General features: G+C 39.9%; 31 protein-coding genes and 1 other RNA gene. 12 read left to right on the top strand and 20 right to left on the bottom strand.

Annotation, left to right across the window (positions count from 1 at the left end):
* Positions 1-305, top strand: a 305-nt coding sequence (locus tag RWZ99_RS05655; RefSeq protein WP_314676986.1) for a DUF3397 family protein, incomplete at its 5' end; no start/stop codon positions are given.
* Between the two features lie 91 nt (positions 306-396).
* On the opposite strand, the gene RWZ99_RS05660 is transcribed toward RWZ99_RS05655, so the two are convergent.
* The 5 genes from RWZ99_RS05660 to RWZ99_RS05680 all read right to left on the bottom strand — a co-directional run bounded on the left by RWZ99_RS05660 (position 397) and on the right by RWZ99_RS05680 (position 4,100).
* Entirely contained in the window at positions 397-894 is a 498-nt protein-coding gene (locus tag RWZ99_RS05660) for a carbonic anhydrase (protein WP_314676988.1), read from the bottom strand.
* A 143-nt stretch (positions 895-1,037) separates the two neighbouring features.
* A complete protein-coding gene (locus RWZ99_RS05665) occupies positions 1,038-1,733 on the bottom strand; it encodes a TIGR00266 family protein (protein ID WP_314677024.1) in 696 nt (231 codons plus the stop codon).
* An 88-nt stretch (positions 1,734-1,821) separates the two neighbouring features.
* Positions 1,822-3,183 carry a DNA repair protein RadA gene (gene radA / locus RWZ99_RS05670; RefSeq protein ID WP_314677026.1) on the bottom strand — a complete coding sequence of 454 codons (1,362 nt, stop codon included), beginning with the start codon at positions 3,181-3,183 and terminating at the stop codon, positions 1,822-1,824.
* Entirely contained in the window at positions 3,180-3,647 is a 468-nt protein-coding gene (locus RWZ99_RS05675) for an isochorismatase family cysteine hydrolase (protein WP_314676989.1), read from the bottom strand. The genes radA and RWZ99_RS05675 overlap by 4 nt, the downstream gene beginning before the upstream one ends.
* 6 nt (positions 3,648-3,653) lie before the next feature.
* The gene (locus RWZ99_RS05680; protein ID WP_314676991.1) at positions 3,654-4,100 is read right to left on the bottom strand and encodes a dUTP diphosphatase; all 447 of its coding nucleotides are present in this window, start codon (positions 4,098-4,100) and stop codon (positions 3,654-3,656) included.
* 214 nt (positions 4,101-4,314) lie between these two features.
* Here RWZ99_RS05680 and RWZ99_RS05685 point away from each other — a divergent pair, with 214 nt between their 5' ends.
* The 6 genes from RWZ99_RS05685 to galU all read left to right on the top strand — a co-directional run bounded on the left by RWZ99_RS05685 (position 4,315) and on the right by galU (position 9,736).
* A complete protein-coding gene (locus RWZ99_RS05685) occupies positions 4,315-4,917 on the top strand; it encodes an NADPH-dependent FMN reductase (RefSeq protein WP_314676992.1) in 603 nt (200 codons plus the stop codon).
* 18 nt (positions 4,918-4,935) lie between these two features.
* Positions 4,936-6,186 (top strand): NAD(P)H-dependent oxidoreductase, encoded by a 1,251-nt coding sequence (locus RWZ99_RS05690; protein WP_314676993.1) that lies wholly within the window; start codon positions 4,936-4,938, stop codon positions 6,184-6,186.
* Positions 6,187-6,302: 116 nt separating this feature from the next.
* Positions 6,303-7,094, top strand: coding sequence for a formate/nitrite transporter family protein (locus tag RWZ99_RS05695; protein ID WP_314676995.1), 792 nt, complete (start codon positions 6,303-6,305; stop codon positions 7,092-7,094).
* 8 nt (positions 7,095-7,102) lie between these two features.
* On the top strand, positions 7,103-7,666 hold the full coding sequence (locus RWZ99_RS05700; protein ID WP_314676997.1) for an MptD family putative ECF transporter S component: 564 nt from the start codon (positions 7,103-7,105) through the stop codon (positions 7,664-7,666).
* Between the two features lie 114 nt (positions 7,667-7,780).
* Positions 7,781-8,803: an NAD(P)H-dependent glycerol-3-phosphate dehydrogenase gene (locus RWZ99_RS05705; RefSeq protein WP_314676999.1), complete on the top strand. Its 1,023-nt coding sequence runs from the start codon at positions 7,781-7,783 to the stop codon at positions 8,801-8,803.
* 18 nt (positions 8,804-8,821) lie between these two features.
* Complete coding sequence (galU, locus tag RWZ99_RS05710) at positions 8,822-9,736, top strand: UTP--glucose-1-phosphate uridylyltransferase GalU (RefSeq protein WP_314677001.1); 915 nt, start codon at positions 8,822-8,824, stop codon at positions 9,734-9,736.
* Positions 9,737-9,781: 45 nt separating this feature from the next.
* Here the strand turns inward: galU and RWZ99_RS05715 are convergent, their stop codons facing one another.
* The 7 genes from RWZ99_RS05715 to ffs form a co-directional block, all read right to left on the bottom strand.
* On the bottom strand, positions 9,782-10,456 hold the full coding sequence (locus tag RWZ99_RS05715; protein ID WP_314677002.1) for a rhomboid family intramembrane serine protease: 675 nt from the start codon (positions 10,454-10,456) through the stop codon (positions 9,782-9,784).
* Positions 10,447-10,974, bottom strand: a complete 528-nt coding sequence (locus tag RWZ99_RS05720) for a 5-formyltetrahydrofolate cyclo-ligase (RefSeq protein ID WP_314677003.1) — start codon at positions 10,972-10,974, stop codon at positions 10,447-10,449. The genes RWZ99_RS05715 and RWZ99_RS05720 overlap by 10 nt, the downstream gene beginning before the upstream one ends.
* 67 nt (positions 10,975-11,041) lie before the next feature.
* Positions 11,042-12,175 (bottom strand): N-acetyldiaminopimelate deacetylase, encoded by a 1,134-nt coding sequence (locus RWZ99_RS05725; protein WP_314677005.1) that lies wholly within the window; start codon positions 12,173-12,175, stop codon positions 11,042-11,044.
* A 78-nt stretch (positions 12,176-12,253) separates the two neighbouring features.
* Positions 12,254-12,952: a 2,3,4,5-tetrahydropyridine-2,6-dicarboxylate N-acetyltransferase gene (dapD, locus tag RWZ99_RS05730; RefSeq protein ID WP_002886999.1), complete on the bottom strand. Its 699-nt coding sequence runs from the start codon at positions 12,950-12,952 to the stop codon at positions 12,254-12,256.
* 85 nt (positions 12,953-13,037) lie between these two features.
* Complete coding sequence (locus tag RWZ99_RS05735; protein WP_314677006.1) at positions 13,038-13,790, bottom strand: HAD family hydrolase; 753 nt, start codon at positions 13,788-13,790, stop codon at positions 13,038-13,040.
* A gap of 120 nt (positions 13,791-13,910) precedes the next feature.
* Complete coding sequence (locus tag RWZ99_RS05740) at positions 13,911-14,744, bottom strand: putative RNA methyltransferase (protein ID WP_314677007.1); 834 nt, start codon at positions 14,742-14,744, stop codon at positions 13,911-13,913.
* A 14-nt stretch (positions 14,745-14,758) separates the two neighbouring features.
* An RNA gene (gene ffs, locus RWZ99_RS05745) (signal recognition particle sRNA small type) lies at positions 14,759-14,844 on the bottom strand.
* Positions 14,845-15,162: 318 nt separating this feature from the next.
* Here ffs and RWZ99_RS05750 point away from each other — a divergent pair.
* The 3 genes from RWZ99_RS05750 to RWZ99_RS05760 are packed head-to-tail and all read left to right on the top strand — an operon-like array spanning position 15,163 to position 15,826.
* Entirely contained in the window at positions 15,163-15,321 is a 159-nt protein-coding gene (locus RWZ99_RS05750) for a class IIb bacteriocin, lactobin A/cerein 7B family (RefSeq protein WP_314677008.1), read from the top strand.
* Positions 15,322-15,342: 21 nt separating this feature from the next.
* A complete protein-coding gene (locus tag RWZ99_RS05755; RefSeq protein WP_314677010.1) occupies positions 15,343-15,510 on the top strand; it encodes a class IIb bacteriocin, lactobin A/cerein 7B family in 168 nt (55 codons plus the stop codon).
* Between the two features lie 52 nt (positions 15,511-15,562).
* Positions 15,563-15,826 (top strand): hypothetical protein, encoded by a 264-nt coding sequence (locus RWZ99_RS05760; protein ID WP_314677012.1) that lies wholly within the window; start codon positions 15,563-15,565, stop codon positions 15,824-15,826.
* A gap of 186 nt (positions 15,827-16,012) precedes the next feature.
* Here RWZ99_RS05760 and tnpA read toward each other — a convergent pair whose 3' ends face one another.
* From tnpA to RWZ99_RS05800, 8 genes are all read right to left on the bottom strand, one after another.
* Complete coding sequence (tnpA, locus tag RWZ99_RS05765) at positions 16,013-16,486, bottom strand: IS200/IS605 family transposase (RefSeq protein WP_002891962.1); 474 nt, start codon at positions 16,484-16,486, stop codon at positions 16,013-16,015.
* 152 nt (positions 16,487-16,638) lie between these two features.
* On the bottom strand, positions 16,639-17,379 hold the full coding sequence (gene yaaA, locus RWZ99_RS05770) for a peroxide stress protein YaaA (RefSeq protein ID WP_314677016.1): 741 nt from the start codon (positions 17,377-17,379) through the stop codon (positions 16,639-16,641).
* A gap of 86 nt (positions 17,380-17,465) precedes the next feature.
* The gene (locus RWZ99_RS05775) at positions 17,466-18,407 is read right to left on the bottom strand and encodes a YitT family protein (protein WP_314677017.1); all 942 of its coding nucleotides are present in this window, start codon (positions 18,405-18,407) and stop codon (positions 17,466-17,468) included.
* Positions 18,400-20,151 carry an aspartate--tRNA ligase gene (gene aspS / locus RWZ99_RS05780; RefSeq protein ID WP_314677018.1) on the bottom strand — a complete coding sequence of 584 codons (1,752 nt, stop codon included), beginning with the start codon at positions 20,149-20,151 and terminating at the stop codon, positions 18,400-18,402. The genes RWZ99_RS05775 and aspS overlap by 8 nt, the downstream gene beginning before the upstream one ends.
* A 76-nt stretch (positions 20,152-20,227) precedes the next feature.
* A complete protein-coding gene (locus tag RWZ99_RS05785; RefSeq protein ID WP_314677020.1) occupies positions 20,228-20,683 on the bottom strand; it encodes a hypothetical protein in 456 nt (151 codons plus the stop codon).
* A 7-nt stretch (positions 20,684-20,690) separates the two neighbouring features.
* Entirely contained in the window at positions 20,691-21,971 is a 1,281-nt protein-coding gene (gene hisS / locus RWZ99_RS05790) for a histidine--tRNA ligase (protein ID WP_314677021.1), read from the bottom strand.
* A gap of 152 nt (positions 21,972-22,123) precedes the next feature.
* Positions 22,124-22,441: a hypothetical protein gene (locus tag RWZ99_RS05795; RefSeq protein ID WP_314677022.1), complete on the bottom strand. Its 318-nt coding sequence runs from the start codon at positions 22,439-22,441 to the stop codon at positions 22,124-22,126.
* Between the two features lie 339 nt (positions 22,442-22,780).
* Complete coding sequence (locus RWZ99_RS05800) at positions 22,781-23,896, bottom strand: vitamin B12 independent methionine synthase (protein WP_314677023.1); 1,116 nt, start codon at positions 23,894-23,896, stop codon at positions 22,781-22,783.
* 229 nt (positions 23,897-24,125) lie between these two features.
* Here RWZ99_RS05800 and rpmF point away from each other — a divergent pair, with 229 nt between their 5' ends.
* Together rpmF and rpmG are read left to right on the top strand one after the other, a co-directional pair.
* On the top strand, positions 24,126-24,308 hold the full coding sequence (gene rpmF, locus RWZ99_RS05805; RefSeq protein ID WP_002952208.1) for a 50S ribosomal protein L32: 183 nt from the start codon (positions 24,126-24,128) through the stop codon (positions 24,306-24,308).
* 15 nt (positions 24,309-24,323) lie between these two features.
* Positions 24,324-24,473 (top strand): 50S ribosomal protein L33, encoded by a 150-nt coding sequence (gene rpmG / locus RWZ99_RS05810; RefSeq protein WP_002262412.1) that lies wholly within the window; start codon positions 24,324-24,326, stop codon positions 24,471-24,473.
* Positions 24,474-24,560 lie beyond the last annotated feature (87 nt).

The following is a 24,560-nucleotide window of genomic DNA, read 5'->3' on the forward strand; positions in this document are numbered from 1 at the left end:
TCTTTGCTTTTATTATCCACCGCTTCTTCAGTTTAAAATATCTCGGGCTTAATTTTGCTGATTTGACCTTTCCGCTTTATTTTATTGAAGTCATTGCTGTATCAGCTCGTTTTTTTACCCATAGTTTTCTGCCATACATCACCATCTTATTATCACTAGCAGCTATTATTATCACGATTCAGATGCTGAGAAAAACACAATCCTTTAAATTTAAACGTTTCCTTAAGTTTTTCTGGCGCATCAGTTTCTTTATTACTAGTCTTTTCTATTTAGGAACTGTGATTCTCATTTTTATCATCTCTTAAAACAAGAAAACTCAGCATGTTTTAGTAAGCTGAGTTTTTTTACATTAAACTATAAAAAAGCAGACAATCAGGCCTGCTAAATTTTTCGATATTAAGGGAAGACCTGAGTCATTCGTCCAGTATCTACATCGTAAACCGCACCAGAGATGATAACATCCTTAGGAATAAGTGGCGACTGACGAAGAATAGCCATATCTTCACGAACACTCTCTTCTACGTCTGTAAATGGAAGAAAATCTTGATCAGATACGTCGACGCCAAGTTCTTTATAAAGATAGGCCGTAAACTCATCGTTCTTAAAGGTCTGAGCACCACAATCTGTATGGTGAAGAACTACGATTTCACGTGTCCCCATCTGTTGTTGGGAAATGACCAAAGAACGAATCATATCTTCCGTCACACGACCACCCGCATTACGCAAAATATGAGCGTCACCTAGTGCCAACCCTAGGGCCTGGGCAACGTGAAGGCGTGAATCCATACAAGTCACAATAGCCACTTTAGTCTTAGGTTTCAAGGGAAGATGGGCTGTCCCGTGGAGGTCAACATAGGCTTTGTTGGCATGGAGAAAGTTTTCAAAATAAGACATAATAACTCACTTTCTAATGGAGAAAATAATTTGACATTCAAATTACCTACAGTCTATCTTATCATCTTTTTCTTAACTTGTCAGCTATCAACTTCTGTAAGTAAAAAAGAGAGTCGTACCTATCAAGGTTACTCTCCTTTATTTTATGAACGTTTTGGTAAGTATCTATTAAGTAAGCCTGCGAAGGTTTGAAGGTTGAGACTTTGAACGTAAATCTCTCCAGTTCCTCTGAAGGTATTAACCACACCTTCGCCTGTTCCGATAGACTGCCAGAAACCATTTTCCAAATGAATATTGTAATCAAGAGTCTGGCTCCAAGCAACAACATGGGCATTGTCAATAGTCACTTCTTGATTGTTTAGCTCAATTTTTTTAATAGAGCCGTAAGCATTGGCCAAGAGAGTCCCTTGCCCTTGGGTCGTCATGATGAAGAATCCTCCCTGGCCACCAAAGAGAGCCTTACCAATCGATTGAGTTTCCATTGTATAGTAAGCTGTACCATCAAGTGCAAGGAAGGCGCCATCGTTCAATCGATACTGCTTTTCGCCCAAATACAGTGGTACAACCTGACCTGGTGAATCGGGTGCCAATGCTAGGTAAGCATTATTAGACTGGGCAAATACCTGGGTAATAAAGGTACTTTCACCCGAAACCATTGACCGTCCAACTGCTTTTACAAAGCGTCCTACACCAGAACCACTTGCGTTTAATTTGGTGTTGAGGATCACATTAGGTGTATGGTAGACCATACTGCCACGTTGGATAAAAACCGTTTCACCCTGATTAAGAGTTAACTCTACCAGCGGGAATTGCATATTGCTGTCTGTGAAAAATTGCATCATAAATACCTCCCTATTCTTAAGAAAAGTATAGCATCGAATAGGCGTTTTTGCAAGCGCTTACAATATATCGCTTTGAGCTAGATTTTTAAGAAAAGACTTTTTTGAGTACTTCGCCTACCGTCGTGACCCCAATGACCTGGATCCCTTCTGGAATCTTCATGCCATGAAGCGAATTTTTAGGAGCATAAATCTTAGTAAAACCTAGTTTAGCGGCTTCATTGATACGCTGCTCAATACGAGTCACACGACGAATCTCTCCGGTCAATCCAATTTCTCCTATGAAGGCTTCTTGTGGATTGGTTGGAAGCTCCTTATAACTGGAAGCGATCGCAACGGCAACGGCAAGGTCAATAGCTGGCTCGTTCAATTTGACACCACCAGCTGATTTGAGATAGGCATCTTGATTTTGGAGAAGAAGGCCACAACGTTTCTCTAAAACAGCCATGATAAGGCTGACCCGGTTAAAGTCCAGTCCCGTCGTTGTCCGTTTTGCATTACCAAAGACGGTCGGTGTCACCAAAGCTTGAACCTCAGCTAGGATAGGTCGACTCCCTTCCATTGTGACAACAATGGCAGAACCTGTGGCACCATCAAGACGTTCTTCTAAGAAAACTTGGCTAGGATTTAGCACCTCTACCAGACCACCCGACTGCATTTCAAAAATCCCAATCTCATTGGTTGAACCAAAACGGTTTTTAACTGCCCGCAGAATACGGAAGGTATGATGACGTTCCCCCTCAAAATAGAGCACAGTATCCACCATGTGTTCCAACATACGTGGCCCAGCCAGTTGTCCCTCCTTAGTCACATGCCCAACAATAAAAGTGGCTATGTTATTGGTTTTGGCAATCTGCATGAGTTCGGCAGTGACTTCACGAACCTGAGAAACAGATCCTTGAACAGCAGAAATCTCCGGGCTCATGATGGTCTGAATAGAGTCAATAATGAGGAAATCGGGTTTTATGGCCTCTACTTGACTACGGACTGCTTGCATATTGGTCTCAGCATATAGATAAAATTCGTTATCAATATCACCTAAACGCTCGCTACGCAACTTAATTTGTTCCGCAGATTCTTCTCCAGATACATAGAGGACAGTCCCCTTGTTAGCCAGCTGTGTAGACACCTGCAAGAGGAGGGTCGATTTCCCTATTCCTGGATCTCCTCCAATAAGAACCAAACTACCCGGAACCACACCGCCACCCAAAACACGGTTAAACTCGTCCATATCAGTTTTTATGCGGGCATAATTAATTGAAGAGACTTCTTTTAATTTAGTGGGTTTGGACTTTTCACCCGTCAAACTGACACGGGCATTTTTAACCTCCTGCACCTCAACTTCTTCCTCAAAAGAAGACCAAGAAGAACAATTGGGACAGCGCCCTAGATATTTGGGTGAATTGTAGCCACATTCTCTACAAACAAAAGTTGATTTTTTCTTAGCTATAATAATTCTCCTTCTACGGTTACTCCGACAGAATGCCACTTATACAATGTATTTTGAAATTTCTTCTGGTTGGCAACTCCGACAGCAGACAAATCGACAGAAACCTGATAATTCTCCTTGACAGCTGCCAAAACGGAAGCCTTGACACATCCATTGCCATCTACCCCTATAAACTCTAAGCTTTTAGCACCATTTCTCTCTAAAAACTCTTTTAAATCTGGATTAGTAAAGCAAGAAGCTCGACGCTTCTCAAAGATACGAGGAGATACAACCAGCAAGTCGGTCGCAAATTTCTTCTTTCTATCTTTTCTCTCCCAGAAAAAACGATTAAGAATATAGATAACTCGGTCGCTGGGATAGGTAGCAATTTTGTCATTTACCGCTGCAGTCAGTTCTTCATGATATGCTTTTCCTACAGCAACATAATCTGATTGCATGTCTACAACTAATAGATAGTCTGCCATTTTTTTCTATTTCCCGGTAGACCCAAATCCACCAGTTCGAACGCCGTCTGCTTCGTCTCCATCAACAATCAAGAAGGGCATAAAGACACCTTGAACGATGCGCTCGCCAACTTCAAGAGTCACAGGCTGGTCAGTAATATTTTTCATCTGGGCGAAGATTTGTCCTTCATTTCCGGGATTTCCATAGTAATCGCCATCAATAACGCCAACTGAGTTGATTAAGACCAGACCTTTTTTACGAGGGTTAGAGGAACGGTCATAGAGATAGAGGACCTCACCAGGTTGCATGTAAGCCTTAACACCTGTTGGGACGAGAACAATTTCTCCAGGAGCAATTACAGTATTCTCCGCAACCTTTAAGTCATAGCCAGCCGCATGGGCAGTCTCCCGCTTTGGAAGTAAGTCCTGATTGTTATAGGTTGATACAAGTTCAAATCCACGAATTTTAGTCATTATTTTTCCTTTCAATACATCAGTTCACTAATTCTTGTAAAATCAGACACACTGAATTTAAGAAGAATATTTTTTAAATCTATCCTATTATAATCTATTCGAAATAAGATGACAAAAGTAATAGTCTAATCGTATTCTCATCAAATGAAGATTGACTTTTGACTAGGAAAACGCTAACATAATACTAGATATAATACTTTTAAGGAGAATTGTCATGAAATTCATCGGACTTGTTGGTACGAATTCAAAACGTTCAACTAATAGACAATTATTGCAATATATTCAGAAGCATTTTGCAGATAAGGCAGAAATTGAACTTGTAGAAATCAAAGATCTTCCTGTCTTTAACAAACCTGCTAATAAGCAATTGCCAGAAAGTGCACTAGAAATCGTTAAGAAAATCGATGAAGCTGACGGTGTCATCATTGGAACTCCTGAGTATGACCACTCAATTCCAGCTGTTCTCATGAATGCTTTAGCTTGGGTCTCATACGGTGTCTTCCCACTTTTGAATAAGCCTGTTATGATCACAGGGGCATCTTATGGAACTCTAGGGGCTTCTCGTGCACAGCTACAACTTCGTCAAATTTTGAATGCTCCAGAAATCAAAGCTAATGTGCTTCCAGACGAATTCTTGCTCTCACATTCCCTTCAAGCTTTTGATAGCAACGGCGATTTAGTTGACCTTGATGTCATCAAAAAATTAGATGCTATTTTCGATGACTTCCGTCTCTACGTTAAAATTACTGGTAAACTCTCACATGCTACAGAGTTGCTACATAAAGAAGCTGAAGACTTTGACTGGGAAAGCCTATAAGACAGGAGAATATAAACTATGAAATTTGTTGGACTCGTTGGAGCAAATTATGATCAATCATATAATCGTAAACTGCTCGAATTTATCAGAAGACATTTTAAAATTAAATTTGAACTTGAAGTTTTAGAAATCGATGAAGTCCCTATGTTTAATCAAGATGAAAAATGGGATGAAAGTTTCCAACTTCGCTTACTTAATAACAAAATTACACGCGCTGATGGTGTTATCATTGCTACACCTGAGCACAACCACACTATCTCTGCAGCACTTAAGTCAGTATTAGAATGGCTCTCATTCGAAGTGCACCCATTTGAAAACAAGCCTGTTATGATTGTTGGTGCTTCTTACTACGACCAAGGAACTTCACGTGCCCAAGTGCATTTGCGTAAAATCCTTGAAGCACCTGGCGTCAACGCTTATACTCTTCCAGGTAATGAATTCTTGCTTGGCAAGGCCAAAGAAGCCTTTGACCTTGAGGGTAATATTACCAATGAAGGTACTATTAACTTCCTTGAACAATGCTTAGATAATTTCATCCAATATGTAGGAGTGGTTTCTAAATTGAAAAAACCAAAACCAATTGAACCAGAAGACTTGGATTGTAACAAACCAATCGCTACGACTATTACAGAAGTCGACCCTGATGACCCAGAATGGGTCGAAAAAGTAGCTGAACTCACAGGCGCAGTTTCCGGCGACACTTATGTTAAACTAGATCACGGTATTTTGACGGTTAACCAAATTGACATGTTCCTCAAGGCCATGCCATTTGAACTAACCTATGCCGATGATAACAACCAGTTCCTCTACTACAATAATGCCCATCAAGATCCTGATACCATGTTTGCTAAACGTGTGCCACCTCAATCAGGTAGCCGTATGTCGACTGTTCACGGCTCACTTCCACCAGCTCGTATGAAAAATGTGGAATGGGTTATCGGTACCCTTCGTAACGGCAACCAAGAATATGTGCGTACAATTGTTCCTGGTTCACCTGAAGGGGTTATCAACACGCATAACTATCAGGCTATGTACTATGATGATGGTTCTTATGCAGGAATCAATGAAATCGTCTTTAACTTTAAACCATGGCTTGACTGGTATCTCGAAACAACTGGTCAACGCCTAGTCGGAGGAAGTGGTCCTTTTGCACCGGCTGCAGCTAGTCATGGCGGTAGCGACGCAACATCTGGAGCATCAGATGCTGGCGGTCACGGTGGCGATGCAGCTCCAGCCGCAGATGCTACATCTGGAGCATCCTCACATTAAGACTTGGAAAAGTTGGGACAACTGTCCTGACTTTTTTTATGGTCATCTTAGATTAACATTCACCCGAGCATGTGTATCTATTCATGCTCCATGTCACACTACTTAGAGGTAAACTTATGTCTCAATTCCAAGAAAAAGTTTTTGCTGCTTGCGCTAAAAAAGAAGCTCTCTTCAATGAAAGCCTTGGCCGCTATGCCTTACGTTCCATGCTTGCAGGAGCATATCTCACCATGTCAACGGCTGTAGGAATTATTGGTGCGGATGTTATCGCTACCGGTATTCCAGCCCTTTCCCGCTTCGTCTTTGCTTTTATCTTTGCCATCGGACTGGTCTTCGTGCTCATTTTCAATGGAGAGTTAGCTACTTCAAACATGATGTTCCTAAGCAGTGGTGCCTATTATGGAAAAATCAAGTGGAGTAAGGCCTGCACCATCCTCCTTTACTGTACCTTCTTTAATTTTGTTGGTGCCCTCATCTTGGCCTGGTTCTTCAACCAATCCTTCTCTTTCAATCATCTGACAGATAAGAGTTTCTTGGTAACTGCTGTCTCAACTAAGCTTGGAAAAACAGACTGGATGAACTTTACTGAAGGTATTACTGCTAATATGTTCGTTAACCTTGCCATCTTGGGCTATATGCTCCTCAAAGAAGAGTCTGCCAAGATTTTCATTGCTCTATCAGCCATTTTTATGTTTGTCTTTTTGGTGAATGAACACTTGATTGCAAACTTTGCATCTTTCATGTTGCTCGGTTTCAACGGTGTCCGTGCTGCTGTGGACAATTTCACATTAGCAAATATTCTACGTCAGTGGATAGTCGTTTTCTTCGGTAACTGGATTGGTGGAGGACTTTTCATTGGTTTGGCTTATGCTTGGCTCAATAAAACCAAAACACCTCACATTGATTAGGAGACTACATGCGTCAAAAAATATTTATCAAGCAAACCTGCCGAGCTCTCCTACTGTATTTTATATGCCTAACCATTGCAGTTGCGATTGATTTAATCTTTTTTAAAGTCAAAAACATGTACCATACACCTGCTTTGGCAGCTATCTTTTCGGGCTGGGTTTATTTAGGGCTAATCCATAAGACCAAGCAATTTGGGGCTATTACCTGCCTTGGTCTCTTCATGTCCCTCTTCTTCTTTGCCTCTGGTCACTTTGTGCTAACCTTCCTTCCAAGTTTGCTGGTCGGCCTTGGCGCTGATTTACTTGCCAAGAAAGGCAACTATGAAAATGATAAACTAAATCTACTCTCCTATATGGTCTTTTCTCTAGGAAACTTGGCACCTATAGTGACCATGTGGCTGACTCCTAAAGCCTACAGTGCACAACTCTTAGCCAAAGGCAAAACACAAGATTATGTAGACCAAGTTATGGTTCCATTCACAGCCAATCATGCTCTAATCCTAATTGGCGGAACTCTTATGGCTGCTCTCATTGGAGGCTACATTGCCAAAAATTGGCTAAAAAATAAATAGCCATCAGTCTTCCTAACAGAGCGTACAAGACAAACACGCTTTTCTTATGTTATAATGAGAAAGAATATAGTCTTTTTCTGCTTTGTTAGAAAGGACCTAAAGGGAGACCGAATGATGAAAAAACAAAAAATCGCTGTCTTGGGCCCTGGTTCTTGGGGAACTGCTCTCGCTCAGGTACTCAACGACAACGGACACGAGGTCCGTATTTGGGGAAACATCCCTGAACAAATTGATGAAATCAACGAAAAACACACCAATACCCGTTATTTCAAAGATGTGGTTTTGGATGAAAACATTAAAGCCTACAAAGAGCTATCTGAAGCCCTAGATGGTGTTAATGCTATCCTCTTCGTCGTTCCAACTAAGGTCACTCGCTTAGTTGCTAAGCAAGTTGCTGAACTTTTGGACCACAAAGTTGTTATCATGCATGCTTCAAAAGGTTTGGAACCAGGAACTCACGAACGCCTCTCAACAATCCTTGAAGAAGAGATTCCTGCGGAAATGCGAAGTGAGATTGTCGTTGTATCTGGTCCAAGTCATGCTGAAGAAACTATTGTTCGTGATATCACCTTGATTACAGCAGCATCTAAGGACCTTGAAGCGGCAAGCTATGTCCAAAGTATTTTCAGTAATAGCTATTTCCGTCTTTACACCAACTCTGATGTGATTGGTGTTGAAACAGCTGGTGCCCTTAAAAACATTATCGCAGTCGGTGCTGGCGCTCTCCATGGTATGGGCTATGGAGACAATGCTAAGGCAGCCGTAATTACTCGAGGACTGGCAGAAATTACTCGTCTTGGTGTAAAACTCGGAGCTGACCCTTTGACATACAGCGGTCTATCTGGAGTTGGTGATCTTATTGTTACTGGAACTTCTGTCCATTCACGGAATTGGCGTGCTGGGGATGCGCTTGGTCGTGGCGAAAAACTAGAAGACATTGAACGTAACATGGGTATGGTTATCGAAGGAATTTCAACCACTAAGGTTGCCTACGAAATCGCTCAAGAACTTGGCGTCTACATGCCAATTACAACAGCAATCTACAAATCTATCTATGAGGGTGCTGATATCAAGGAATCTATTCTCAATATGATGTCCAATGAATTGCGCTCTGAAAATGAATGGGATAAAAAATAAAAGATCTAAGGAGTTCTCATGAAGAATCAAAAAGTTAGAAAAGCTATCATCCCCGCTGCAGGACTCGGAACACGCTTTTTACCAGCTACTAAAGCATTGGCTAAAGAAATGTTGCCAATTGTTGATAAACCAACCATCCAATTTATCGTTGAAGAAGCTCTCAAATCTGGTATTGAAGATATCTTGGTTGTTACCGGTAAGTCAAAACGCTCTATCGAAGACCATTTTGACTCAAACTTCGAGTTAGAATATAATTTGGAACAAAAAGGTAAGACCGACTTGTTGAAATTGGTTAATGACACTACTGCTATTAATCTCCACTTTATCCGTCAAAGTCACCCACGTGGTCTCGGAGATGCTGTTCTTCAAGCCAAAGCATTTGTCGGAAATGAACCTTTTGTTGTCATGCTTGGTGACGACCTCATGGATATTACTAACGACAAAGCGGTACCTTTGACTAAGCAACTTATTAATGATTATGAGGAGACACATGCATCTACTATTGCAGTTATGCCTGTTCCTCATGAAGAAGTCTCTGCTTACGGTGTTATCGCTCCTCAGGGCCCAGGTGAAAATGGGCGTTACAGCGTTGAAACTTTCGTTGAAAAACCAAATCCAGAAGATGCACCAAGTGATCTTGCTATCATCGGACGTTACCTTTTAACACCTGAAATTTTTGGTATCTTAGAAAATCAAGAACCAGGTGCTGGGAATGAAGTCCAATTGACTGATGCTATCGATACTCTTAACAAAACACAACGTGTCTTTGCTCGTGTATTTACAGGAGATCGTTATGATGTCGGTGATAAATTTGGCTTCATGAAGACGTCTATTGATTACGCACTTAAACACCCTCAAGTAAAAGATGACCTCAAGCAATACCTTATTGAATTAGGCCACAAACTTGAAGGCAAACCAACTAAAAAAGACTAATATAAAATCCATCGACTATTAGATTCGATGGATTTTTCATTTAATTTAAAGATAAGTAAAGCCTAGGACAATTAGCAAGAGTATAACGTAAGTTAAAAGGGCAGTGGAACGCCACCCCTTACTAAAAAGGCGACTTTCAACCTTATTGGCCAAAAAGATAGCTGCCAGAGCACCCCCAACTAAACCACCGAGATGACCTGTAATCCCAACACTAGGTGTAAATAGGTTGAAGATTAAGTTAATAACAATCAAAGCCAAATAATTACGGCCCAACTGATTGAGTAAGGGACTGTGACTATAATAACCAAGAATCACAATAGCAGCAAATAGACCAAACAAGGAGGTCGAAGCACCAGCTGCAATAACATTAGGTGTAAAAAGCAAGGTAAAGGCGTTTCCCATAACACCAGCTAGCAAATAAAGCCCTAGAAAACGTAGAGTACCAAAAATCTGTTCAGCCATCTTTCCCATAAAATAAAGGGTGAGCATATTGAAAAGAAAATGCTCGACACCTATATGGACAAAAATAGGTGTTACAAGACGCCAGAGATCTAAGGGATTGTATTGAACGAAGGTCCCATACATAGCTCCCATCTTAAAGAGACTAAGAGGGGACGTCGCTTGAAAGCTATTTAAAAGATATTGACAGATAAAAGTCAGCGTCGTGAGACCCAACAATAGATAGGTTGCAGGGTATTTCTTCCACTCATTTACTTGCATGTGATGACCTCCTTAACAGCAATGTCATAGTTATCTGGTTGAAAATCATGTTCCTGACAAGGGTAAACTGTACTCACTGTCGTCCCTTCAAAGTCAGACAAATAGCGATCATAATAACCCGCTCCATAACCAATACGGTAACCTTCAGCATTGAAGACTACTCCTGGCACGTGAATCAAATCAATCTCCGACTTTTCGACAGCCAAATCAGAAGCTGGTTCCATCAAACCAAAAGAGGTGACAACAAGATTTTCAGGATCGTAATCCACAAAAATCATTCGACCTTGTTTATAGGTTTTGGGAATCAAAAGACGCTTACCATCCTTCAAGGCCTGCTTGATTAAGAGACTGGTATCAAATTCATGCGGAAAAGCCAAATAAGTCGCAATCACCTGGGCATCTTTATAAGCAGGCGACGCAATCAATTGCTCCAAAAGATTATTATCTATCTCAGCCTTAGTCTCAGGTTCTTGTGAAGTCAACTGAGCCAATACTGTTTTTCTAAGTTTATTTTTCATAGGTTTATCATATCAAAAAAGCTACCAAAAATCAGATTTGGTAGTTTTTTAGCTTTGTCATCTATCATTAGGCTTCTGCCTTATGTTTAAGGAACTTACCGATTTCAGCCACTGCAAAAGCAAGGGCATCCTCATTTGGACTCATCTTAGGATGGTGAAGGGCATATGGTGTATCAATCCCCAACCAGAACATGACACCTGGAACCTTACTAAGCAAATAACCGAAGTCTTCGCCCGTCATAGCTGGTAAACAATCAATCAAGTTCACCGCTGGACTGGCTTCAAAGAAGGTCATCAATTCTTTGGCCAAGGCTGGATTGTTTTCCACAGGTAGATAACCACCTTGTTTCAACACGACATCCACTTCCATACCAAAGCTAGCTGCCACACCCTCTGCGATTTGTCGCACACGCTTTTGAATGAGACGACCCATCTCTAGAGTAAGGGTACGAATAGTTCCATAGACCTCTGCTGTTTCAGCTATAACATTGTTGGTCGTTCCTGCATGGAAAGAACCAAAGGTAACTACCCCACCTTGGATAGGATCAACATTACGGCTGACAATAGTTTGTACCTGTGTAATAAAGTAAGAAGCTGCTACTAATGCATCATTAGCCTCATGTGGAAAGGCGGCGTGTCCTCCTTTTCCTTTGAAAGTAACGAGGACTTCACAAGTTCCAGCAAAAAGGGTATTCGTATTTGTAGCAATATCCCCTACCTTAAAATCCGGACGGACGTGGAGGCCATAGAACTCATCTGGCAGCCAATCTCCAAAAGCACCATACTCATACATAAGCATACCACCAGCTTCATTTTCCTCAGCCGGCTGGAAAAGGAAGAGCATGTTATTTTTAGGCTGAACCTCAACCATTTGGTCAAGAAGTCCAAGCGCTGTCGTCATATGAATATCGTGACCACAGGCATGCATACGACCCTCATGAGTAGACTTGAAGGGAAGACCTGTTTCCTCTTCAACCGGAAGACCATCAATATCTGTACGCCAACCAATAGTTTTCTCAGGTGCAGACCCATGGAGAAAAACAAGGATTCCTGTACGCCAAGTACGTTGCTCCACAAAGTCCTTACCTTCAGTCATTTCAGCAATACGCTCTAAGAGATAAGCCTGCGTTTTAAATTCTTCCAAACCAATTTCGGGAATTTGGTGAAGGTCTCGTCTGATTTTGATTAAATCAAGTGTCATGTTTTTGTCCTTTTTATTTATATTTATTTTATAGAGAATCTAGAAATAGAGGCCTTACGGACCTCTACTATCAATATATTACAAGTTACGCAAAGCGTCTTCGAGTGCTGTTTTTTGTTGTGTTTTTTCATCGATTTCCTTGATGATGCGAGCTGGAACACCAGCTACAACCACATTTTCAGGGACATCTTGAGTAACGATAGCTCCAGCGGCAACGACTGAACCGTTACCTACTTGAACACCTTCAATCACAACAGCATTAGCTCCAACAAGAACGTTGTCACCGATACGTACTGGATCTGCTGAAGCTGGTTCAATCACACCCGCAAGGACTGCACCCGCACCGATGTGGCTATTTTTACCAACAGTAGCACGGCCACCAAGGATAGCACCCATATCAATCATAGTACCTGCACCGATTTCTGCCCCGATATTGATTACAGCACCCATCATAACGACAGCATTGTCTTCAATCGTTACTTGGTCACGAATAATGGCACCTGGCTCGATACGGGCATTAAGGTGACGCTTATCAAGCAATGGAACAGCTGAGTTGCGGCCATCTTGTTCCACAACATAATCCTTGTTTTCCGTCAAATTCGCAAGAAGGGGCTCGATATCTTTCCAGTCACCGAAAAGAACATTGCCAAGCTTAGTGACAGAGGCTGGAACAGCAGTTGCCAATTCCCCTTCAAAAGTTACTTTAACATTTGTTTTCTTTTCTGCATTACCGATAAAAGCGATAATTTCTTGTGCAGACATTTTTTGTGCAGTCATGAGATTCTCCATTCACATAAAGTTAGGAATTATTATACCAAAATTCCTGATAATTGTCTTTGATTTTGCCAAATAGAATGTATTTTTATGTAAAAACCGTCTTTAGAGCCTCTATATCTGTAATCACTCGGTCTGGCTTGATTGGGGATTTCTCTAGCTCTTGACGAGAATAAGGGAAGGTATTCAGCAAGATTCCATCAATCCCAACCGCTTTAGCTACAGCAATATCCGTCGTCAAATCATTGCCAACCATGACAGTCTCAGATGGGTTCAACCCATGGTTATCTAGAACTTGCTTTAAAAATTCTGGTTGAGGCTTACAGATACCCGCATCCGAAGACAAATAAATGGCATCAAAACAAGATCTTAACTCCATTAGGTCAATCTCGGCGTTAGTAAAGGCTGCTTGAGCATTAGACAAGAGATAAAGATGACATCCCTGCTCTTTTAGAAAGGTCAAAACCTCCTTGGTATGAGGATAAGCTAACAACTGCTTACGAGATAAGACGCGGAAGACCATAGCTATCAGTTGACCCCAGCCTTCTGGCTGATTAAGGCAACTAGACTGAGAGCGACCATCTACATAAAGCTGGTTGAAAATGTGAGCTAAGTCTACTTCTGGATAAGCAATTCCTTTAAGCTCTATTAACTCCTTACGAGTTTGAGCCACACGCTTTGCATAAGATTTTCTAAGACCTTCACCCTTATAATCCGCCCCATAAGCTTGGTAAAGTTGGGCAAATTTATCCCATAACTCAGGATCTTTCTCATCGGTTAGGATATCAACCAAGGTTCCATAAAAATCAAAAATGTAGTTCTTATAAACTTTATTCGTCATCGCCTTTTTACTCATTACTAAAGCTCTCTTAATTTTTATCCTCATCATACACCTTTTAAGAAAATCAAACAAGCTAACCGAGACATTTTCCCATCAAAAAAATCCCAACAACAGTTAGGATTACTTATCATTTTTAATACGACCAATCAGTAACTCGCCTGCAACTGTCAATTGCGTCACCGAGGACAAATTTAAATCCTTCTTATCAACATGGAAGAAAAGAGGTGTCATCTCTGCGAATGTTTGAACATGCTCTGATGGCATAGACCAAGTCCTGGCAATAGTCACACGCTCCAAAAGTTCACAGGACTCCTGGAAATGTTTCAAAACATCCTGATTAGAGTAAGTACGCACCTCCGGTAATAGTTGGCGAAACTCTTTAAGATGATCTTCATGAGGAATAACCTTGAAAATCAAGCCCTTATTAGTCAAAAGTCGTCCAAATTCTTGATAATTAGCTGGTGAAAAGATATCTAAAATCAGGTCTATACTGTGCTCACGCAAGGGCAGTTTAGCCAAATCACCAACGAACCATGCCACATTCTTCTGAGGATTTTGACGGGCCGCAAGAAGGACTGAGTCCTTAGATAAATCAAAGGCCATGAAATCCTTGTCAAACGCTGAAGCCAACTGACGGCTATAATAGCCCTCACCACAGGCAACATCTAGAACGTGCGAAGGTCCAGGAAGGTCACGCAAGCGCTCTGAAATCACCTCCAGGATAGGATCATAATAACCTGCCGCAAGAATCTGACTCCTATTTTCAAAAGAAGCCATATCATAGTGTTTATCTCCCTTGTTCTGTCTCAAAAAATTTACAAAGCCCTGCTTGGCGATATTAAAAGTATGCCTATTCTGACAAACCAAGCTAGACTGGTCCAAATGCATTGAAGCCTGACAAATAGGACAAGCAAAAAGGCTTTCTTGATTTTTAAAAACACTAAAATTGGCCATAAATCCTCCTCGACACAAAAAAAGAGCACACACCTGAAATCGCTTAGGGCTGCTGGATTCCTCCCCTGACCCGCTTCACGCACAGATGTTGCTCCGAAAAATATTATACCATAAATCGAAGTGATTGCAAGTAGGGAACTTAAGACAAGACTAGATAAGATCATCCCTTATCAAAGCTCATTATTTCTTTCATCAGTATAAACTTTGATAAACCCTAGCAATGCCATAGTGACATAAATGTCACTACTTTTTTATTTCTCTTCACCTTACAATAAATCCATAGCTTGAGGAAAGCACCAAAAGCTAGTGATATAACTGACTTTATTGAAAGGAGAAGTCATACTTAGGATATCTCTTAACTCGTGGTTAGGGGGTTAAGAGATTTTAAAACTAACCAAAAATAAAAAAGAGAATGACAATGATTAACAAAGAAAGGAACATAGCTGATTTGGCTACAGTAACAGGAGGCGGATGGAAAACAAATCTTGCCGTTGGAGGTCTCTGTCTTGCTTCAGGACCTATTGGAACGCTTGTATGTATCGGTGCCTACAACGGCTACATGGACACTGCTCGATAAGAAGAAAGGAGAACAAGAACAATGACTAAAACAATCAACAACCGTAAGAAAATGACTACTCAAGAACTCGAAATCGTATCAGGTGGCACTGTTCCTTGGGCTGCTATTTCAGTAGGAATTGCTGCCGCAAAACTGACTTATGATCTAAGCTATGCTGTGGGTAAATCTTTCTACAATCTCACACACTAATAAAAGAACTTAACTTCAACTGACATCTCCAAGATTTTGAGGATGATAACTTATGAAACTTACAAGAAATCAAACAAATGATACTACTGCTAATCAACCACCTAAAATGAACGACTATTTACTCGTAAAAATCGCTTTAGCTGGAATTATCAGTAGCCTATTTCTCATACTCCTAATCAACCTTATCCTTCATGTACGATTAGGAACACCAATTATTGACACTAATTTGAAATCCGCTTTTGGGACACTTATCCTCTTCATGCCTATTTTTCTTTTGACAAGAGAGCAGGACAAGCATAAGGCTAAGGAAGAGTGACTTAAAGAGCCTTCAATAAAACAAGACTCCCTCTAATCTCCCATTGAGTCAAAACCACCCGTGAGAACGGGTGGCTTGCTCTTCGGCTGAAAGCCTCTGCTACCGGCCAAAGCCTAAAGGCCTACCGAATGGTTTCCCTTCAGCACCACCTTTGCTAGCTGACCCGACTAGCGGGTCTCTTTAAAACTACTTTCTTTTATTCTTCTCACCTGTAAACGGATCATATTCCTCGAAAAGACTGAGCTGATCTGCTATCACGTCTTCTTGTAATTGATTTCGAATATATTCTTCAATTCGCTTCTGATTTCGCCCAACCGTATCAACATAAAACCCTCGACACCAAAATTTGCGATTCCCATATTTATACTTCAAATTAGCGTGTCGGTCGAATATCATTAAGCTACTTTTACCCTTTAAATATCCCATAAATGAGGAAATACTTAGTTTCGGTGGTATACTCACCAACATGTGAATATGATCTGGGCATGCTTCTGCTTCATGAATTTCAACGCCTTTTCTTTCACATAATAACCGTAAGATTTGACCAATACTTGCTTTGTATTTCCCATAAATTATCTGACGTCTATATTTTGGGGCGAAAACAATATGATACTTACAATTCCATGTAGTATGTGCTAAACTATTATTATCCTGTCTCATCAGGGGTCCTCCTTTTGTATATTAGTTAGTGGTCGGGAAACCTTATCTAATATAACACTTTAGGAGGACTTTTTTGATACATCGCTAAAAGCTTTTCGGAACCACTAGCACAGCTAGTGGTTTTCGTGAGACAAAAAGTCTGAGTTTGTAACTCAGGCTTTTTTAACTTTTTTTACAAAAAACAATTCACTATCAGAAGATAAATCCTCACGATAGTTGAACTCATCAAAGGATAATTCTCGTAAGGCATCTATGGTTCGACAATTTTCCTCCATTACAGCTGTCAAGAAGGCTCCTCTAGCCTTTTTAGAAATCGTTGAATGTGTCTTAAGAATACCATCACGGTCTTCCATAAAACTAACTGTGAATAACTGCTTACGAAGACTTGGACTAAAGACATCTTCAAATTCACTTGAAAGCAAGGAAACAACTGGAACTTGACTCTCTTCTAGGAATTGGTCATATTCCGCACGCCAATAGTTTTTTAAGGACTGACCATTAACCTTCACCTTTGTATGAAAGTCATGACGATGTTCTTGAATCGGATAAAAAGCGGGAATAATCCCATAAAAAGAAGATGTGATAAATACTTGGTGACTGAAGAAATCTTTTTCACATGTGGATAAGTCCTTGCGTTTAATGTGACGATACATCAGTCCGTTAAAAAGCTCGACAGCCGGGTAATTCTTCGCTTCACCTGACAAAATTGCATCCCAACGCTGCTTTTCTTTCTCAGCCTGCTCAGGCTTTGTTTTATAAGCTATGGACAAGTCGTCTGTGGATAACTTAGCCATTGCTGTTAGAATAGCTGCACTCTTTTCAGATAGTTTTTGGGATGGGACTTCCTTACTGGGCTTCATTTCTTTTGCAGTTGGAATTAAAAATCTAATCATATTGTTATTGTAAAGCCATGCTGGCATTTCGTCAAGAATTCTCTCTAGCAAAAAAGGAAGCAAACAGTCGTCAACTTCCTTCTTTATTAATCATCTAAATCAACAAAACGACCTAGAATATGTACATTTTCTGCGATTGAAACAAAAGCTTTAGGGTCTGCTTTTCTCATATAATACTTGAAGTCCGTATACTCTTCACGAGTAATAATAGCTAGCAATACTGCTTTCTTTTCGTGATTATAAGTCCCTTCCGCATCGTTAATCAAAGTTACTCCACGGTGGAGTTTCTTCTGGATCATCCTTACAACTGGATCAGGATTACTTGTGACAATCATAGCTTGCATTTTCTTCTGTTTAGTGAAAATCGCATCCGTTACTCGACTAGAAACAAAAATTGTAATCATAGAATAGAGAGCATATTTCCAGCCAAAAAGAATACCTGCAAAAATCATGATAATACCGTTGACAATCAAGGAGATATTCCCAACATCACGACCCGTTTTCTTACGAATTGTGAGACTGACGATATCTGTTCCTCCGCTAGAGATACGTGATTTTAAACCAAAACCAATCCCTGTTCCCATGACCAGACCACCAAAAATAGCATTAATCAATGGATCCTCCGTTAAGGTCACATGAGGCATCATCTGAATAAAAAGGGAGCTCATTGTTACCGTAATGAAGGTGAAGATGGTAAATTTATGGCCAATCTTATACCAAGCTAAAATCAAGAGTGGGATATTAATCGCATAGAAAGTCAATGATACTGGAATCTCAAAGCCCAGAGTCCTAACACTCAATGCTGATAATACCTGCGCCAACCCTGTAGCTCCACTAGAGTAGACATGTCCAGGTTGAAAAAAGAAATTCACGGCAATTGATGACAAGAGTCCATAGAATATAGACGCTGAAACTTTTTCAGTATATTTTTCACGAGAGATACTACGTGCAGCTTGCAAAACTCCCATTTTCTTTGCAGATTTTTTCGCTACATACTTAACATGTTTTTGAAGAGGTGCTTTATTCATTTTCTAATTCTACATGAAGGGCAAGTTCTTCCAACTGTTTATCAGCCACAAGACTTGGAGCCTGAGTCATAGGATCGGATGCCTTATTATTTTTAGGGAAGGCAATCACTTCACGAATATTATCTTTACCTGCAAGAAGCATAACAAAACGGTCAAGCCCGATGGCTAAGCCACCATGTGGTGGGAATCCATAGTCCATAGCTTCGAGAAGGAAACCAAATTGGTCATAGGCAGATTCTTCAGAGAAACCAAGGGCTTTCAACATACGTTCTTGTAAGTCTTTATGATTGATACGTAGACTACCACCACCAAGCTCATAACCATTCAAGACAATATCATAGGCTACAGCACGTACCTTAGAAAGATCTCCTTCGAGTTCTGCTGCAGAATCTTCTGTTGGCAAAGTGAATGGGTGGTGGGCAGACATATAACGGCCCTCTTCTTCAGACCACTCAAACATCGGCCAATCGACAACCCAAAGAAAATTAAATTTAGTGTTGTCAATCATGTCAAGCTCTTTAGCAATTTGATTACGCAAAGCACCAAGTGTGTTATTAGCGATTTCAAGTGTATCTGCTACAAAAAGAACTAAATCATTTTCTTCAATCTGTAAAGCATCTGTCAATTTTTCTTCAATACTTGTCAAGAATTTAGCAACTGGACCTGCTAGAGCTCCATCAGTCATCTTAACCCAAGCAAGACCTTTAGCACCAAATTGCTTGGCAAAGTCTGTCAACTTGTCAATGCTTTTACGTGAATACTTATCTGCATTTCCTTTGACAACAATCGCCTTAACAGCTGGTGCCTCAGCAAATACTTTGAAGTCTACATCCTTGACAATCTCTGTCAAGTCTTGTAAAAGCATGTCAAAGCGCGTATCTGGCTTGTCAGATCCATAGTTATTCATAGCATCATCATAAGACATACGTGGGAATGGTAGTGTCACTTCAATCCCTTTAGTTTCTTTCATCACCTTAGCAATCAATCCTTCTGTAATGTCTTGGATTTCTTGCTCATTAAGGAAAGAAGTCTCCAAGTCAACTTGTGTAAACTCAGGTTGACGGTCACCACGCAAATCTTCGTCACGGAAACACTTTACAATTTGATAATAACGGTCAAAACCAGCATTCATCAATAATTGTTTAGTTATTTGTGGGCTTTGCGGAAGAGCATAAAAATGACCTTGGCTAACACGGCTTGGAACCAAATAATCACGTGCACCTTCTGGTGTAGATTTTGTCAACATTGGTGTTTCAACATCGATAAATTCCAAGTCATCAAGATAATTACGGATGGCATGAGTTACCTTGGCACGAAGCTTAAAGTTTTCCAACATCTCTGGACGACGAAGATCCAAGTAACGGTAACGCATACGTGTATCATCACTAGCCTCAACACCATCTTTGATTTCAAACGGTGTTGTTTTGGCAGTATTAAGGACTTTAAGATCTTCAACTTTAAGTTCGACAGCACCTGTAGGCAAGTTATCATTAGCTTGTTCACGCGCTTCAACTGTTCCTGTTACTTCAATAACAAATTCGCTACGCAAGCTCTCAGCTGTTTCAACAACTGCTGCATCAGCATTTTCAGGGTTAACAACCAACTGCATCAAACCTTCACGGTCACGAAGATCGATAAAAATTAAACCTCCGAGGTTACGACGACGAGATACCCAACCTTTCAAAGTAATAGTAGTTCCGATATGTTCACTACGAACACGACCGGCATACATAGAACGTTCCATAAATACACTTCTTTCGTTAATTTTTTAGTCTTAACTATTATAGCAAAAAGCCTATCAAAACCCCACCCATTTCAGGTTAGAATTTTAATAGACTTTCTTTTTTATAAAACTTTTTACCAAATTGTTTCAACAATTCACTAGTATCCACATAATCTTCAGCAAATTCTTCAAAATCTTCAAAACGGTAATCAGCTGTTTCTAAATCAAGCAAACTATTCCAACGGAAACCATAAACATCTTCAATGATAACACTAAGTTCATCAGTTTCCTCGTCTACTTGCCAACCCAAATAGCGTTCCTGGGTTTCAAAATTCAAAACTACGTCTTGACAATCCTGGCGCCAAACTTGACCAAGCAACTGTTGACACATAGCATGATCACTCGCAGGCTCATCATTAAACCACGTAATCTCATGTTTATCGAGAAATGCAATCAACTGCCAAAACTGTTGTTGGAAACGAATGGGCATACTACGATCAAAAGCCAAACTAAAGTTTTCACTCCGTTTGAGCATATCAACTATACTAACCATATGCCCCCTACTTTTCTAACTGTTTGAGGACTGTTGCAAAGTTTTTAGTTAACTCTTCAAAACTTACAGTAACTTCCTCACGAGTAGCATTATTTTTGACATTAACCTTACCTGACTCCACTTCACTCTCACCTAATGTGATAACAGTCTTGGCCTTGAAGGTATCTGCTGACTTAAATTGTGCCTTAATCTTACGGCCAAGGTAATCACGTTCTGCCTTAAATCCTTGATCACGGATAGCTTGAACTAACTCGAGTGCTTTACCATTAGCTTCTGAACCTAGAACTGCAATGTAGACATCAAGACTTTCTTCTACCGGAAGTTTAATGCCTTGTTTATCAAGAACCAAAAGCAAACGTTCTAAACCAAGTCCAAAACCAAAACCAGCTGTTTCTGGACCACCGAAATATTCAACCAAACTATCATAGCGACCGCCCGCACAGATTGTTAATTCAGACTTGTCAATAGTGGTAATAAATTCAAAAATCGTATGGTTATAGTAATCCAGACCACGTACCATATTAGTATCAATCACATATGGAATGTTAAGACTATCGAGCATGGCACGCACTTCATCAAAGTGAGTTTGACTTTCTTCATCTAAATAATCAAGAATAGATGGAGCATTTTCAACTGCAACCTTATCTTCTTTTTCTTTTGAATCGAGCACTCGCAGAGGATTTTCATCCAGACGACGTTGGCTATCTTTTGACAAACTCTCACGCATTGGTGTCAAATAGTCAATCAAGGCTTGACGATAAGCCAGACGACTCTCAGTATTTCCAAGGCTATTCAAATGAAGAGTAACCTCCTTAATTCCAAGCCTATTAAAGAGTTGATAGGCCATGGCAATTGTTTCAACATCTGTTGCTGGATTTTTTGATCCAAAGCACTCCACACCCAGTTGGTGGAACTCACGCAAACGACCTGCCTGAGGACGTTCATAACGGAACATTGATCCAATATAATAAACTTTAACAGGTTTTTGAACCTCTGGTGCAAAGAGTTTATTTTCCACATAAGAGCGTACAACCGGTGCTGTTCCTTCTGGTCGAAGCGTAATATGACGATCTCCCTTATCATGAAAATCATACATTTCCTTAGTAACGATGTCAGTTGTATCACCTACTGAACGTGAAATGACCTCGTAATGTTCAAACATAGGCGTACGAATTTCACCATAATTATATTTTTTAAATGTTTCACGTGCAACATTCTCCACGTACTGCCATTTAGCACTATCAGCAGGTAAAATATCCTGCGTTCCCTTAGGTTTTTGAAGTTTCATAATGATGATACAGGCCTCAAATAGACCTGCCCTCCTTTTCCGTTATTACAGATATAATCACTCTATTCTATCATAATTTATATGGGTTTTGGGAAATGGTGGAGGATTTTTCAACGTAAGAAAGAAACAGACCTCTCGGCCTACCACAATGATTAATCTTTCCTAGCAGTTGCCTCACTCTGAGTAAAAGTTGGGTGTAATAAAATAGTATCAATCAACATCCCCAATTGAACGTTTGTCTTAAACTGTCGAGCTGCTGAAGTACCTAAAAATACAGATAAAAAATAAAAGCCAGCATCACCAATAACAATCAGAATTTGATAGTTAATATCATCTACAGATACTAACTTAAAAACCACTAGAAGAGACAAAACAGCTTGGATCAACCCAGCTGCTGTAATTTCCGGTAAGATTGGTGTGACCTCCCCAGAAATAAAGGCTAAAAAGCTTTGAAAGGGGAATTCTATCATGTTTTTTCTATGATTCCTTAGATACTTCTTCTAGGTCCAACAAACCTTCCGTTGCGCGGTATATATTTGGTACATCAATCCCAATAATAACTTGATACCGGCCACCACTCTTAGCCAAACTCACAACACCTTAGATAGTTTGAACAACTTTATCATCTGCTTTAGAATCATCTGCTAAAGTAAAACGTAAATCTTTAGCACAGTTTGTGAGATTCTGAACCTTCTCCTTTCCTCATACAACATCTAAAATCTTCTGTCCCATCTCTTTATAGATTTTGACACTTCCTTTCTATATTCATAAAAAGAGAGAACAAGCTGAGCCTGTCCCCTGAACTTTCTCTATTCTGACCAAACCTTATCAGTAATAGTTTTAATCAATTGCAATTTATTCCACTCGTCTTGCTCAGTCAAGATATTGCCTTCTTCAGTTGAGGCAAAACCACATTGAGTTGAGATACCAAGGTTCTTAAGTGGTACAAGTTCAGCCGCTTCATGGATACGAGCAATGACAGCATCTACATCTTCCAAGTTAGGATCCTTAGAAGTAATCACACCAAGTACCAATTCAACATGATCACGGTTATTCCAAATCGTTGGAAGTGGTGCAAAACTACCTGAACGCGCATCATCATACTCCAAGAAGAAGATATCATAGTTCAATTGAGCAAGATACTTAGCTACTGAATCATAGCCACCTTCAAAAAGATAAGTTGATTTAAAGTTCCCACGACAAATATGAGTAGCCAAAGTCAAATCTTCTGGAAGACCTTCCAAAGCTTTATTGATAGTGTATACATCATCCTCAGCAATTTTTGCCAACTCAGCTGTTTTCTCAGGATTATTTTTTTCATTCTCAAACTGTTGAATCAAATACCCCCAAGTTGTATCATCCAATTGCACATAACGTGCACCCAAATCGTAGAAATGTTGGATGGTATCATGGTAAGCTTTAGCCAAAGCATCAAGGAAATCAGTCCATGAATCATAGTAATCTGCATAAAGATCACTACGGTGGTCACGTTTAATGATGAGTGATGGACTTGGAATAGTTACTTTTGGAGTGATTCCTGCAGGAGTCACTGATTTAAGATATTCAAAGTCACGATAGAAAGGATGATTGGGATTTTCGGCAATTTTACCGTTGATACGAACGTTGGTTGTACGTGTCTTAGCACCATGGAATTTATATGAATCTTCTTGTTGGTAAGCTTCAAAACCAGTTAGGTTCCATAGGAAATCAAGGTGCCACCAAGAACGACCAAATTCACCATCAGAAACGACTTGAAGACCATTTTCTACCTCATGGTTAACCAATTCCTTAACCAATTCATCTTGTACTTTCAGCAATTCTTCTTGCGAAATCTCACCATTGGCAAACTTTTCACGTGCTTCTTTTAGAGCTTGTGGACGAAGGTAAGAACCAACATGATCAAAATGATAATGTACTTTACTCATAGTTATTTACTCCTTTTTATTCTTTCGCTTAATGTTATAATAAGCCTATTCTAGCACTTACCGTTATAGCTGTGAAATATGTATTTACTATCAATTTATATAACTTTTAACTATATATGTTGATAAAAAGTTTTTGTCAAGTAACTTTACTTTACAATAAAGATATGTTATTCTGTTATAGTTGATTTAAAATCAAGAACATAAATATTAATTCGGAGGAAATAAAGAAATGGCAGTACCTGCACGTCACACTTCAAAAGCGAAGAAAAACAAACGTCGTACACACTACAAATTGACTGCTCCATCAGTACAATTTGACGAAACAACTGGAGATTACTCACGTTCACACCGTGTATCACTTAAAGGATACTACAAAGGACGTAAGATCGCTAAAGCTGCATCAGCTGAATAATAGAAGGGAGATACCATGCGCGTAAATATTACACTTGAACACAAAGAATCTGGTGAACGCTTGTACCTTACTTCAAAAAACAAACGTAACACTCCAGACCGTCTTCAATTGAAAAAATACTCACCAAAATTGCGTAAACACGTAATCTTTACTGAAGTAAAATAATTGAATTAAAAACCATGAAAATAAGATTTTCATGGTTTCAGAACGTAGACAAACGTCATTTTTGGCGTTTGTCTTTTTGTATTTTCA

Origin of the sequence: uncultured Streptococcus sp. (genome assembly GCF_963545685.1) — a bacterium.
Classification (GTDB): Bacteria; Bacillota; Bacilli; order Lactobacillales; family Streptococcaceae; genus Streptococcus.

What these genes read in the sequence shown, in the direction of transcription:
- RWZ99_RS05760 (WP_314677012.1), top strand. Translation starts at nt 15,563, where the DNA reads ATGAAACTTACAAGAAATCAAACAAATGATACTACTGCTAATCAACCA.
- RWZ99_RS05775 (WP_314677017.1), bottom strand. Translation starts at nt 18,407, where the DNA reads ATGAATAAAGCACCTCTTCAAAAACATGTTAAGTATGTAGCGAAAAAA.
- RWZ99_RS05725 (WP_314677005.1), bottom strand. Translation starts at nt 12,175, where the DNA reads ATGACACTTGATTTAATCAAAATCAGACGAGACCTTCACCAAATTCCC.
- yaaA (WP_314677016.1), bottom strand. Translation starts at nt 17,379, where the DNA reads ATGATTAGATTTTTAATTCCAACTGCAAAAGAAATGAAGCCCAGTAAG.
- RWZ99_RS05750 (WP_314677008.1), top strand. Translation starts at nt 15,163, where the DNA reads ATGATTAACAAAGAAAGGAACATAGCTGATTTGGCTACAGTAACAGGA.
- RWZ99_RS05675 (WP_314676989.1), bottom strand. Translation starts at nt 3,647, where the DNA reads ATGGCAGACTATCTATTAGTTGTAGACATGCAATCAGATTATGTTGCT.
- tnpA (WP_002891962.1), bottom strand. Translation starts at nt 16,486, where the DNA reads ATGAGACAGGATAATAATAGTTTAGCACATACTACATGGAATTGTAAG.
- RWZ99_RS05800 (WP_314677023.1), bottom strand. Translation starts at nt 23,896, where the DNA reads ATGAGTAAAGTACATTATCATTTTGATCATGTTGGTTCTTACCTTCGT.
- RWZ99_RS05720 (WP_314677003.1), bottom strand. Translation starts at nt 10,974, where the DNA reads ATGAAAAATAAACTTAGAAAAACAGTATTGGCTCAGTTGACTTCACAA.
- RWZ99_RS05665 (WP_314677024.1), bottom strand. Translation starts at nt 1,733, where the DNA reads ATGCAATTTTTCACAGACAGCAATATGCAATTCCCGCTGGTAGAGTTA.
- RWZ99_RS05715 (WP_314677002.1), bottom strand. Translation starts at nt 10,456, where the DNA reads ATGCAAGTAAATGAGTGGAAGAAATACCCTGCAACCTATCTATTGTTG.
- RWZ99_RS05755 (WP_314677010.1), top strand. Translation starts at nt 15,343, where the DNA reads ATGACTAAAACAATCAACAACCGTAAGAAAATGACTACTCAAGAACTC.
- aspS (WP_314677018.1), bottom strand. Translation starts at nt 20,151, where the DNA reads ATGGAACGTTCTATGTATGCCGGTCGTGTTCGTAGTGAACATATCGGA.
- RWZ99_RS05740 (WP_314677007.1), bottom strand. Translation starts at nt 14,744, where the DNA reads ATGGCCAATTTTAGTGTTTTTAAAAATCAAGAAAGCCTTTTTGCTTGT.
- RWZ99_RS05705 (WP_314676999.1), top strand. Translation starts at nt 7,781, where the DNA reads ATGAAAAAACAAAAAATCGCTGTCTTGGGCCCTGGTTCTTGGGGAACT.
- RWZ99_RS05795 (WP_314677022.1), bottom strand. Translation starts at nt 22,441, where the DNA reads ATGATAGAATTCCCCTTTCAAAGCTTTTTAGCCTTTATTTCTGGGGAG.
- RWZ99_RS05685 (WP_314676992.1), top strand. Translation starts at nt 4,315, where the DNA reads ATGAAATTCATCGGACTTGTTGGTACGAATTCAAAACGTTCAACTAAT.
- rpmF (WP_002952208.1), top strand. Translation starts at nt 24,126, where the DNA reads ATGGCAGTACCTGCACGTCACACTTCAAAAGCGAAGAAAAACAAACGT.
- RWZ99_RS05785 (WP_314677020.1), bottom strand. Translation starts at nt 20,683, where the DNA reads ATGGTTAGTATAGTTGATATGCTCAAACGGAGTGAAAACTTTAGTTTG.
- galU (WP_314677001.1), top strand. Translation starts at nt 8,822, where the DNA reads ATGAAGAATCAAAAAGTTAGAAAAGCTATCATCCCCGCTGCAGGACTC.
- RWZ99_RS05680 (WP_314676991.1), bottom strand. Translation starts at nt 4,100, where the DNA reads ATGACTAAAATTCGTGGATTTGAACTTGTATCAACCTATAACAATCAG.
- rpmG (WP_002262412.1), top strand. Translation starts at nt 24,324, where the DNA reads ATGCGCGTAAATATTACACTTGAACACAAAGAATCTGGTGAACGCTTG.
- RWZ99_RS05660 (WP_314676988.1), bottom strand. Translation starts at nt 894, where the DNA reads ATGTCTTATTTTGAAAACTTTCTCCATGCCAACAAAGCCTATGTTGAC.
- RWZ99_RS05735 (WP_314677006.1), bottom strand. Translation starts at nt 13,790, where the DNA reads ATGACGAATAAAGTTTATAAGAACTACATTTTTGATTTTTATGGAACC.
- RWZ99_RS05690 (WP_314676993.1), top strand. Translation starts at nt 4,936, where the DNA reads ATGAAATTTGTTGGACTCGTTGGAGCAAATTATGATCAATCATATAAT.
- RWZ99_RS05700 (WP_314676997.1), top strand. Translation starts at nt 7,103, where the DNA reads ATGCGTCAAAAAATATTTATCAAGCAAACCTGCCGAGCTCTCCTACTG.
- hisS (WP_314677021.1), bottom strand. Translation starts at nt 21,971, where the DNA reads ATGAAACTTCAAAAACCTAAGGGAACGCAGGATATTTTACCTGCTGAT.
- dapD (WP_002886999.1), bottom strand. Translation starts at nt 12,952, where the DNA reads ATGACTGCACAAAAAATGTCTGCACAAGAAATTATCGCTTTTATCGGT.
- RWZ99_RS05695 (WP_314676995.1), top strand. Translation starts at nt 6,303, where the DNA reads ATGTCTCAATTCCAAGAAAAAGTTTTTGCTGCTTGCGCTAAAAAAGAA.